We start from the raw sequence: 10,940 nt of genomic DNA on the forward strand, positions 1-10,940 counted from the left end.
CACCCGGCACCCGGCACCCGGCACCACGGGACCCGGCACCCGACCCCCGGCACGCGACCTCCGCCGCCGAGCGGGTGGCGGGTGGCGCTCAGGCTGTCGCCAGACGGCCTGGCCCGGCGACAGGTACGAACGACGGCACGATCCAGTCGCACGGGAGCTGCCACCACGTGAACCGTGGGTAACGGGAGTCGGTACCCGGGCCATCGCGGGTCCGTGCCCTACCAGAGTCGGTTCCGCCCCTGGCGGCGTTCGCGGAGCCTCATCCCACCGAGTACCATCCGGCAGACACAGGAGGCGTGAGGAGGACACACGTGGGGCGGCTGACCGGTGGAGACCCGTCGTTGTTGCGGCGGATCAATTCCGCGGTGGTACTGCACGCCCTGCGTGGAGCCGAGCTCCCGACGCTCTCGGACCTGACCCGGATAACCGGCCTTTCCCGGCCAACGGTCGAAGGTGTCGTCGAGGGGCTGTTCGAAGCCGGTCTGGTCGTGGAGGCGCTGCCCGACGAGGGGGAGGCGCGGCGCCAGGGCCGCCCGGCCCGTCGGTTCCGCTTCCGTGCCGAGGCGGGCCACCTGCTGGGGATCGAGATCGGCCCGCACCGGGTTTCCGCCCTCATCTCCGGACTGGACGGAAGGATCATCGGGGCGGGCCAGCGGGCGGTCTCCGAGACCGCGGGCGCGGACGACCGGCTCGATCAGGTCCGAGCCATGATCGCCGACCTGCTGCGTCGTACGGGCGTGGCCAGAAGCAGCGTGCGAGCCGTGGGGGTCGGAAGCCCGGGGATCGTGGAGGCCGACGGCACGGTCCGGCTGGGCACGGCGCTTCCCGGCTGGACCGGACTCCCTCTGGGGGAGCGACTTCGGCGCTCGTTCCGCTGCCCGGTCCTGGTGGAGAACGACGCCAATACCGCAGCTGTGGCGGAGCACTGGAAGGGCGCCGCCACGGAGTCGGACGACATCGTCTTCGTCTTGGCCGGATTGAGTCCCGGGGCGGGTTCGTTGATAGGGGGGCGGCTGCACCGGGGGTACGGCGGCGCCGCCGGCGAGATCGGCGCGCTCCATCTGCTCGGCAGGGAAGTCACGCCGGAGCATCTGCTGTCCACGACCGATACGCCGCTCGACCCGCTCGACGAGCCGGCGGTGGCGGCGGTGTTCACGAAGGCCAGGCAGGGCGACAGCCGCGCCCAGGAGGCGGTAGAGCGGTTCATCCAGCGGCTGGTGCACGACGTGGCGGCACTCGTGCTGGCTCTCGACCCGGAGATCGTGGTGGTCGGTGGCTGGGCGGCAGGGCTCGACGGGGTGCTGGACCCGTTGCGGAACGAGCTCTCGCGCTACTGTCTGCGCCCGCCCAGGGTCGCCCTGTCGCTGCTCGGGGAGGCAGCCGTCGCGACCGGAGCCCTTCGGCTGGCGCTGGACCACGTGGAGGAGCAACTGTTCGCCGTGGAGGGAACGGTGACGGCCCGCCGCTGATCGCGGCGGGCCGTCGGGGCCGTCAAGTCGCCCCGGTTTCGCGGGGCGAGGGCGTTCAGGAAGCCTGACGCTCCTGCTCGTGGCTGATCTCCAGAGCCCCGGAGTCCCCGAAGGTGAGCCGGCAGGTGTCGGCACGGTACGTGGCGACGGAGACCGCGGCGGTGCCGCCTGCGGCGAAGTAGCGCGTGGTGACGACCAGGACGGGTGCGCCGGGCAGCCGGTCGAGCTCCTTGGAGTCGTCGGCGCTGGCCGAACCGAGTTCGACCGACCGGTCCTGCCCCTCGAGTCCGAGGCGGTGCAGCTCGCGCAGTACCCCGCGCACGCGAGCGGGGCCCGAGGACGCCTCGATCGCGGACAGGTCGGGAACGGACGCGGACGGCACGTACAGCAGCTCCGCCGCGACCGGCTGGCCATGGGTGACCCTGATCCGGCGGATCACGTGGACCACTTCGTCGGCCGCAGTGCCGAGTGCGGTGGCGACGGCCGCCGGGGCCGTCCCCCGAGCGCACTCGACGGGCTGCCACGCTTCGTCGGCCACCGCGCCCGTCCACTCCTGCTGGGCCGTGGAGACCGCGACCCCCACCCGCGGCGGAGCGACGGTGGTTCCCACACCGCGCCTGCGCTGAAGTCGGCCTTCGAGTTCGAGCTGCTCCAGAGCCTGCCGGAGCGTGGCCCGTGCGACGCCGAACCGGGCCGCGAGGTCCCGCTCGTTCGGCAGGATCTCACCCACCGCGAAGTCCGAGTCGAGTGCCTCACTGAGCACGGTCCTCAGGTGCCAGTACTTCGGCTCCTGCACCGTTTCCAGCTGCGTGGTCCCCACCCTGTCCTCCGCAATCGCCCAGCGGCCTTTTCCGCGACAACATTTATTAAAGGTTCTTGTCTTAACGTAAGGACCATAGGACGGCGCACCGACTTGGTCAAGACCAATCCTCGCCCCGGGGTGCCGCGAACGGGCTTTCGGCACAGAGCGTTCACAGGACGTTCGTGGTGGAGGGCCGCCGAACGAGCGTGAAGCCGAACGAGCGTGAAGCCGAACGAGCGCGAAGAGGACCGCCGCGCGAGCGCAGGAAGGGCCGCCGAACGAGCGCGAAGCCGAACGAGCGTGAAGCCGAACGAGCGCGAAGAGGACCGCCGCGCGAGCGCAGGAAGGGCCGCCGCGCGAGCGCAAGAAGGGCCGCCGCGCGAGCGAAGAGGCGGCGTCAGGCCATCCCCGGGCGCACACCAAGCCACCTGGCGGTGGGCCCTCTCCTGTCTGCCGGTCCACGGGGTCCACCCCCTTGAACCAAGAGCTACCGAGCGGTAGTTGTTGGGCGGGAAGGGTTCATTCACGCCAGGGAGCGGCCATGACCGGTACGGCAAAGTTCACGTTCGACACCTCCGCGGGCCCGCGGAGCACCTCGGTGGCCTATGCGCGAACCGGTACCGGTCACCCGCTGTTGTTGCTCCACGGCATAGGCCATCACCGGCAGGCCTGGGACCCGGTGATACGGATTCTGTCGAGCGAGCGTGACGTGATCAGCGTGGACCTGCCGGGCTTCGGTGAGTCGCCCGCACTCGCGGAGGGTGTCGCGTACGACGTACGGACGGTGGCCGGCGTGCTGACGGCCTTCTGCTCCGAACTCGGCGTCGAACGCCCGCACGTGGCGGGCAACTCACTCGGTGGACTGCTCGCGCTGGAACTCGGGCGCACCGGTCACGCCCGGTCGGTGACGGCCCTGTCACCCGCCGGATTCTGGAGTGCACCGGAGCGCCGGTACGCGTTCGGGACGCTCTGGGCGATGCGCCGGGGCGCCCGGTCGCTGCCGGTTCCTCTGATCGAACGTCTCTCCCGGAGCGCGCCCGGTCGCGCTGCCCTCACCAGCACCATCTGCGCCCGGCCCGGTCGCCGTTCGCCGGAAACGGTCGTCGCGGAAACCCTCGCGCTCCGGAACGCGACCGGCTTCGAAGGGACGCTGGCCGCCGGCCGGAACACCTCCTTCACCTCCGACGTACCGGGCATACCGGTCACCGTCGCCTGGGGCAGCCGTGACGTGCTGTTGCCCCGCCGCCAAGGCGTCCGGGCCAAGCGCACCATCCCCGATGCACGGCTGGTTCGGCTTCCCGAGTGCGGTCATGTGCCGATGAACGACGACCCCGCCCTCGTTTCCCGGGTCATTCTCGACACCAGTCGCTGAGGCAGCCGAGGGGCGGGCCGGGGGGAAGTCCGGTGCGCCACGTAGTCGTTGTTCACCTCGGGTTGGGGCGAGCGCCTTGGCCACGCGTTAGTCATGGTGCTGCGCGTGCCGCGGCTCCTCGGACGCGCACCGTCGCACACCTCGCACCCATGTCCCGGAGGCGCATCGATGACGAACCGCCCGCACATCCTCTCCCCCGGCCGCCGGACCGTACTGCGCGGTTCGCTTCTCGCGTCTGCCGCCGTCGCGCTGCCGGCCGTCACCGGTGCGCCAGCCTTCGCACGGTCCGGGCGCCCGTCCGCCGAGTGGGGTGTCCAGGTCGGGGATGTCACGGCTTCCACCGCGCTGGTCTGGGTACGCTCGGACCGCGCGGCCCGGATGCTCGTCGAGACGTCGGCCACGGAGTCCTTCCGTACATCCCGTCTCTGGCACGGTCCGCTGATCGGTGCCGGGACGGACTTCACCGGGACGACTCCTCTGCACGGTCTCCCGGCGGGCGAACAGATCCACTACCGCGTGACCTTGGCCGACCCGGACGATCCGCGTCGCGCGGGTCGCCCCGTGCACGGCACCTTCCGTACCGCTCCGGCGAAGCGGCGCGACGGAGCGCGGTTCCTCTGGTCCGGTGACATCGCCGGGCAGGGATGGGGCATCAACCCCGACATCGGGGGCTACACCGTCTACGAGGAGATGCGGAATCTCAACCCCGACTTCTTCCTGTGCAGCGGCGACAGCATCTACGCCGACGGTGTCATCGAGCCGAGCGTGACCCTGCCCGACGGACGCGTCTGGCGCAACGTCACGACCGAGGAGAAGTCGAAGGTCGCCGAGACCCTCGCCGAGTACCGGGGCAACTTCCGCTACAACCTGCTGGACGCCAACGTCCGCAAGTTCAACTCCCAGGTGCCGTCGATCGTCCAGTGGGACGACCACGAGGTACGCAACAACTGGTATCCCGGACAGATTCTCGACGACGTCCGCTACACGGAGAAGAACGTGGACGTGCTGGCGGCGCGCTCGGTGCGGGCCTACCGCGAGTACCTTCCCGTCTCCACCCTCCGGGCCGCGCCGGGCGAGGGCCGCATGCACCGGGTGGTGCGCCACGGCCCCCTGCTCGACGTGTTCGTCCTCGACATGCGGTCCTTCCGCAACGCCAACTCGCCCGACCGGCAGGCCGACGACACCACGGGCATCCTCGGCGCCGAGCAGCTCCAGTGGCTCAAGGGTGAGCTCTCCCGGTCGCGCGCCGTGTGGAAGGTGATCGCGGCGGACATGCCGCTCGGGCTCGTCGTGCCGGACGGCGCCGCCAACTTCGAAGCGGTCGCCCAGGGCGACCCGGGCGCCCCGCTCGGGCGGGAACTCCAGATCGCCGAGTTGCTGCGGTACATCAAGCACCGCCACATCACGGGGACCGTCTGGCTGACGACGGACGTGCACCACACCTCCGCGCAGCACTACCTTCCCGAGCGCGCGGCCTTCAAGGACTTCGCACCTTTCTGGGAGTTCGTCTCCGGCCCGCTGGCCGCGGGAGCCTTCCCGGCGAGCGCGCTGGACGGCACGTTCGGGCCGGACCGCGTCTTCGTCAAGGCCCCCGTCCAGTCCAACCAGTCCCCCATGGAGATGCCGCCGCTCTTCGGCGAGGTCGACATCGACGGTGGGAGCGGGGAGTTGACGGTGCGGCTTCGGCAGCAGGGCGGGAAGGTCCTGTTCACCAAGGTGCTGCAGCCCGGCCTCACGGGGCAGTGAGCCGGTCCCATACCGTTCCCCCGGCCTGACGGCGGCGGGCGTGCACCGGAGCGCATCGCGGGCGAGCCGGCCAGAAGAAGGAAGGCGCGGGGCTCCCGCACCCCGCGCCCGCTCCCTCGCGCACCCCGCACCCCGCGCCCGCCCAGAGGCCTTACGGGACCAGCAGGACGCGGCCCAGGGCGGCCCTGTCGTCGAACAGCCGGTGCGCCTCGGCCGCCTCGGCGAGCGGGACGGTGGCGTTGCACGGCGGCGGCGAGTCCGCCTGCGGCCAAGTAATAACCGGCGAGCTCGTCCATTTCCGCGCGCGCCTGCTCGGGCCTGGCCATCCGCCACGGCGTCAGGTTGAAGCCCGCCAGGCCCGCCAGGGACTTCGGCGCGAAGACGCTCGTGACCGGTACGAAGATCAGGTCACCGCCGGCCGCACCGTAGCACCGTAGGTCACGACAGCCGCGCCGCACGATGTCGCCACCGACCGCGTCGAGCACGACGTCGACCCGCCCGGCACCGCCGCGCGCGCCTGATCGGCCCAGCTCTCCTCGGTGTGGTTCCCCGCGACATCAACGCCGTGCTCGCGGGCGAACTCCAGCTTCGCCTCGGAGCCTGCGGTCGCGACCACCGTGCCGGCCCCGAGCAGCCTCGCGATCTGCTGGGCGAGGTGCTCGATGCCGCCGGCCGCGGAGTGCACCAGTACCGACTCGCCGGAAATGAAGCCCCCGTCCGCGGCGCGCGCAGCGCGACCGGCGCGCCCATCGGCAGCATGGTGGCCGAACCGTTGTCGACAGCCTCGTCCACCCTGACGATCCACTGCGCCGCGGCGAGCACGTAGTCGGCGTAGGCGTCTTCCACCACCAGGGCCGCGACCCGGTCTCCGACCGCGAATCCCTCGACGCCCTCGCCGACGGCATCGACGGTACCTCAGGACCTCGGGCTCCCGTACTCGTGATGGCGGACGCGCCGCATGACGACCCCCTCCCCCCAGCCAAACGGGACCATCAGTCAACTTCTGGCGGCGTACTGAACCGTCGGTCCAGTTGTCCAGGAGGTTCCTCGATGGCGGAAGTCCGACGCGAACGCGCCGACGCGGCCCGCAACCGCCGCGCGATCCTCCACGCCACCGAGGGACCCTGGCCCTGTACCGCCCGGAGGAGATCTCCATGGAACAGGTCGCCGCGGCTGCGGGCGTCGGCAAAGGAACCGTGTTCCACCGCTTCGGCAGCCGCATGGGCCTCATGCACGCCCTGATCCAGGAGCGCACCGGAGCGGAGCCCTGCATGACGCCGTCGTATCCGGCCCACCCCCGCCGGGCCCCGGCGCCGACCCCGGGCCGCGTCTCCTCGCATTCCTCGACGGCATCGTGGACATCGTGGACGTGGTCGCCCGCAACAAGGGCCTGCTCGCGACCCCCGGCCACGCCGTCACCACCTCCCAGCACCTCGGAGCGGACGACGACCATCCCGTCTACCGCTTCTGGCACGGGCACCTCGGTGCGTTGCTCGCCGAGCTGCGCCCCGCGCTGGACGCAGAGCGCGTGGCTCACGTCCTGATGTCGACTCCGGGCAACGAACCCGTTCTGCGCCTCCTGGAGAAGGGCGAGGGGGAACGGCCGGCGGTCACGCTGCGGCTGACGGCGACGACCCTGCTGGACGCGTGACCCGGCCGGCCCGACCGGGTTTTCGCACGATGGAGGACCTCCGGGCTCGCGACGCACGAAGTGCCGTACTGCGGGCCGGAGGACGTCGCGGCACTCGTCGAGGACGCCGGGCTTCCCCGTCCGACGATCGGACCACTCGATGCCCGAAAAGAGAGGAAAGGCGACTAGATCCACACTTAACCCATCGGTCACAGTGCGTTCGTGATCAGGCAACACCGTTCGGTCACAGTGAAGTCATGACTGATGTGACATCCTCCAAGACCGCCCACCGCCCCCACCACTGGCGGCGGGACCTGATCGAGCTCGCGGCCCTGTTCACCGCGGTGGCCGTGGCCGACGCCGTCGCGAACCTCATCGGGCACCAGCCCGACGGGCCGTATCTGCTGATCGCCTCGGCGGTGGCGCTGACCGCGACCGCCACCTTCCACACCTGGTGGGCACGGAGGCACAGTCACGCTCCACCTCCCGAGGGTGGCGACGCCGCAGCCGGTGGCACAGCGGTCGGATACGGCGCCGAACTCGGCCTGAACCTGTCCTTCGATGCCTCGCCCGCGCTCGACGAGACGGTGCTGTGGCGGATGCGGACTACGGTCCAGGACACACCCGGAAGCCTCGCGGCACTGTGCATCGCACTCGCCCGGCTCCGTATCGACATCCTGACCCTCCAGACGCACCCGCTGGCCGACGGCACCGTCGACGAGTTCCTGCTGCGTGCCCCTTCGTCGTTGAGCGCCTCCGAACTCACCCGGGAGGTTTCCGCGGCGGGCGGCGCGTCCACCTGGATCGAGCGGGCCGACGCCCACGATCTGGTGGACACCCCGACGCGGGTCCTGGGACTGGCCACCCGTACCGCCCTGGATGCCGCGGAACTCCCGCTCGCGCTGCGCCAGCTGCTGGGGCGGTGCACCATCCACTCGCTGCCGGCGGTCACCATGACGGGCCGGATCACCGGTGAGGGCACCCCCGTGGAAGGGGTACTGGAAGAGACGGTGATGCGGCTGAGCGACCCCTCGGGCGGCGTGATCACCGTGGAGCGCCCCTACCTGCCGTTCACGCCCACCGAGTTCGCCCGGGCCCGCGCCCTGGTCGAACTCGACGCGCGCCTCGGCCCCCGCGTCCCGCGCGGCGAGGACGTCCTCACGCTCGCCGAGGGCCCCGAGATCACCGTGCGCCGCGCGGACCAGGGCGACCTCGACGCCGCGCGCGACATGCACGACCGCTGCTCCCCGCGCACCCTGGGGCTCCGCTACCACGGTCCCGTCGCGGACGCGGACCGCTACCTCGGCCACCTGCTCAGCCCCCGCTTCGGCCGCACCCTGTCGGTACAGACCGACTCGGGGCGGATCGTCGCCCTCGGGCACCTGCTCTGGGACGGGGACGAGACCGAGGTCGCCCTTCTCGTCGAGGACGCGTGGCAGCGACGCGGTGTCGGCTCCGAGCTGCTGCGCAGACTGGTCGGTCTGGCCGCCGAGGCGGGATGCGACTCCGTCTACGCCGTCACCCAGGCCGACAACACCGGCATGGTCGCCGCGATGCGTGGGCTCGGCCTGCCCCTCGACTATCAGATCGAGGAGGGCACTCTGGTGATCACGGCGCGCTTGGCCTCCCGACGCGCCACCACGCTCCCCCCGTCGTACGCGGGCACGGATGCGGAGACGGGCGCGGGCACGGACGGCACCGCCAGCGTGGAGCGGGCGGACGGCGCCGGCCTCGCCGGTCCGAACCGGTCAGGTTCTCCCGCCGAACCGGTCATGGCGCCACACTGGATCGACCCGGCCGAATGGGCCTGGCAGAGCCGCCGTTGAGGACGGGTTCCGATCCGAAGCCGGCCGCCGGCCCACACCGAAGAACCGGTGCGGGCCGGCGGCCGGTACTTCCGGATCCGATATCCGTTCCGGGGTACCGGCCGTAGACGTCCGCGACGTCCGCAGCACCCGGCGAGACCCGCACCCGTAGCCCTGATCCGGCCAATCGCACCCATGACTTCCGGACGCCTCCCCGCAGCGCGGGCGGAACCCGGTGCCGCAGGGAGGCGGTGAGTTCCGAGGTGGCTCCGCACACCGGGCCGATGGCCCCCTTCCGGTCGCGGACGGAAGCAAGGTGACGGGAGGCGGCTTCCCGTACGAGGATGTCCGCATGTCAGACACTTCGAGCAGCGCGCTGCCCCGTCAGGTCGCCGACGCCTACGTCGACGCAATCATCGATCTCGACCCCATCCTGGGCACTTATCTGGGTGACCCGGCGAGTTCACGCCGCCTGCCCGATTTCTCGCCCGAGGGTCAGGCCACCGTTGCCGCTCTCGCTGAGGCCACGCTGGTGAAGCTGGACGCCGCTGAGCTTCTCCCGGGCGCCGACAGCGACGCCGAGCGCCGCTGCGGCAGGCTGTTGCGGGAGCGGCTCACCGCGGAACTCGCCGTCCACGCGGCGGACGAGCATCTGCGGGCCGTCTCGAATCTGCACTCCCCGGCCCACAGTGTCCGCGAAGCCTTCTCGGTGACGCCCACCGAGACCGACGAGGACTGGGCCGCGATCGTCGACCGGCTGCGGGCCGTTCCGGACGCGCTCGCGGGCTACCGCGCCTCACTCGCTCTCGGCCTCGAACGGAAGCTGCACGGCAGCCCCCGTCCCACCGCCACGTTCATCGAGCAGCTGACTGCCTGGGCCGGCGTCGACGGCGAGGGAGACGGGTTCTTCGCGGACTTCGTCGCGCCCGGCCCCGCCGCGCTCCGCGAGGATCTGGACAGTGCCGCAGCGGTCGCCTCCGAGGCGCTGGTGGTCCTGCGCGACTGGATGACCGAGGTGTACGCCCCCGCGATCGAGGGCTCGCCCGACACCGTGGGCCGTGAGCGGTACGCCCGGTGGTCGCGCTACTTCAACGGTACCGACCTGGACCTGGACGAGGCGTACGCGTACGGCTGGTCCGAATACCACCGGCTGCTCACCGAGATGAAGACCGAGGCCGAGAAGATCCTGCCCGGTGCCGGTCCTTGGGAGGCGCTCGCGCACCTCGATGTCCACGGTAAGCACATCGAGGGCGTGGACGAGGTTCAGAAGTGGCTCCAGGGCCTGATGGACGAGGCCATCGAGGCGCTGGACGGCACCCACTTCGAACTCGCCGAGCGCGTACGGAAGGTGGAGTCGCGGATCGCTCCGGCCGGCGGGGCGGCGGCCCCCTACTACACCGGTCCCTCGGAGGACTTCTCCCGCCCCGGCCGTACCTGGCTGCCGACGATGGGCGAGACCCGTTTCCCCGTGTACGACCTGGTGTCCACCTGGTACCACGAGGGGGTGCCCGGCCACCACCTCCAGATCGCCCAGTGGACCCATGTCGCCTCTTCGCTCTCCCGTTACCAGGCGTCGGTCGGCCAGGTCAGTGCCAACGCCGAGGGGTGGGCGCTGTACGCGGAGCGGCTCATGGACGAGCTGGGCTTCCTGCCGGACGCCGAACGACGGCTCGGGTACCTGGACGCCCAGATGATGCGCGCGTGCCGGGTCATCGTGGACATCGGCATGCACCTGGAGCTGGAGATTCCGGCGGAGTCGTCGTTCCACCCGGGTGAGCGGTGGACCCCGGAGCTGGCGGAGGAGTTCTTCGGCGCCCACAGTGGCCGCCCGGCGGACTTCGTGGCGAGCGAGCTGACCCGCTACCTCTCGATGCCGGGTCAGGCGATCGGCTACAAGCTCGGCGAACGTGCCTGGCTGCTGGGCCGGGAGAACGCCCGCGCGGCCCACGGGGACGCCTTCGACCTCAAGGCCTGGCACATGGCGGCCCTGTCGCAGGGGTCGCTGGGCCTGGACGATCTCGTCGAGGAGCTCTCCAAGCTCTGATCCCGGGCGGTGGCCCGGTCCCGCCCCGAGCGGGATGTGTCCAGGGCCGGGACCTCGACCGGACGCACCGGC

The 10,940-nt window shown here is 71.3% G+C and carries 8 protein-coding genes; 6 read left to right on the forward strand and 2 right to left on the reverse strand.

Going from position 1 to position 10,940, the window contains the following annotated elements; genetic code table 11:
* The first annotated feature begins 311 nt into the window (after window positions 1-311).
* Window positions 312-1,469: an ROK family transcriptional regulator gene (locus ACWD3D_RS26120; protein WP_451463238.1), complete on the forward strand. Its 1,158-nt coding sequence runs from the start codon at window positions 312-314 to the stop codon at window positions 1,467-1,469.
* Window positions 1,470-1,524: 55 nt separating this feature from the next.
* Here the strand turns inward: ACWD3D_RS26120 and ACWD3D_RS26125 are convergent, their stop codons facing one another.
* Window positions 1,525-2,289, reverse strand: coding sequence for a GntR family transcriptional regulator (locus ACWD3D_RS26125; RefSeq protein WP_451463233.1), 765 nt, complete (start codon window positions 2,287-2,289; stop codon window positions 1,525-1,527).
* A 523-nt stretch (window positions 2,290-2,812) separates the two neighbouring features.
* On the opposite strand from ACWD3D_RS26125, the gene ACWD3D_RS26130 reads away from it, so the two are divergent.
* The gene (locus ACWD3D_RS26130) at window positions 2,813-3,643 is read left to right on the forward strand and encodes an alpha/beta fold hydrolase (RefSeq protein ID WP_451463234.1); all 831 of its coding nucleotides are present in this window, start codon (window positions 2,813-2,815) and stop codon (window positions 3,641-3,643) included.
* A gap of 168 nt (window positions 3,644-3,811) precedes the next feature.
* The gene (locus tag ACWD3D_RS26135) at window positions 3,812-5,389 is read left to right on the forward strand and encodes an alkaline phosphatase D family protein (protein WP_451463235.1); all 1,578 of its coding nucleotides are present in this window, start codon (window positions 3,812-3,814) and stop codon (window positions 5,387-5,389) included.
* 403 nt (window positions 5,390-5,792) lie between these two features.
* Here the strand turns inward: ACWD3D_RS26135 and ACWD3D_RS26140 are convergent, their stop codons facing one another.
* Window positions 5,793-6,074: a zinc-binding dehydrogenase gene (locus tag ACWD3D_RS26140; protein WP_451463236.1), complete on the reverse strand. Its 282-nt coding sequence runs from the start codon at window positions 6,072-6,074 to the stop codon at window positions 5,793-5,795.
* Between the two features lie 678 nt (window positions 6,075-6,752).
* Between ACWD3D_RS26140 and ACWD3D_RS26145 the strand changes: the two genes are divergently transcribed.
* The 3 genes from ACWD3D_RS26145 to ACWD3D_RS26155 all read left to right on the forward strand — a co-directional run bounded on the left by ACWD3D_RS26145 (window position 6,753) and on the right by ACWD3D_RS26155 (window position 10,868).
* On the forward strand, window positions 6,753-7,040 hold the full coding sequence (locus tag ACWD3D_RS26145; RefSeq protein ID WP_451463240.1) for a hypothetical protein: 288 nt from the start codon (window positions 6,753-6,755) through the stop codon (window positions 7,038-7,040).
* A 245-nt stretch (window positions 7,041-7,285) separates the two neighbouring features.
* Window positions 7,286-8,845 (forward strand): GNAT family N-acetyltransferase, encoded by a 1,560-nt coding sequence (locus tag ACWD3D_RS26150; RefSeq protein ID WP_451463239.1) that lies wholly within the window; start codon window positions 7,286-7,288, stop codon window positions 8,843-8,845.
* 331 nt (window positions 8,846-9,176) lie between these two features.
* Complete coding sequence (locus ACWD3D_RS26155; RefSeq protein WP_451463237.1) at window positions 9,177-10,868, forward strand: DUF885 domain-containing protein; 1,692 nt, start codon at window positions 9,177-9,179, stop codon at window positions 10,866-10,868.
* Window positions 10,869-10,940 lie beyond the last annotated feature (72 nt).

The sequence above is a fragment of the Streptomyces sp. NPDC002690 genome, from assembly GCF_053592415.1.

Coding starts and splice junctions, on each gene's coding strand:
- ACWD3D_RS26155 (WP_451463237.1), top strand. CDS start 9,177: ATGTCAGACACTTCGAGCAGCGCGCTGCCCCGTCAGGTCGCCGACGCC.
- ACWD3D_RS26130 (WP_451463234.1), top strand. CDS start 2,813: ATGACCGGTACGGCAAAGTTCACGTTCGACACCTCCGCGGGCCCGCGG.
- ACWD3D_RS26135 (WP_451463235.1), top strand. CDS start 3,812: ATGACGAACCGCCCGCACATCCTCTCCCCCGGCCGCCGGACCGTACTG.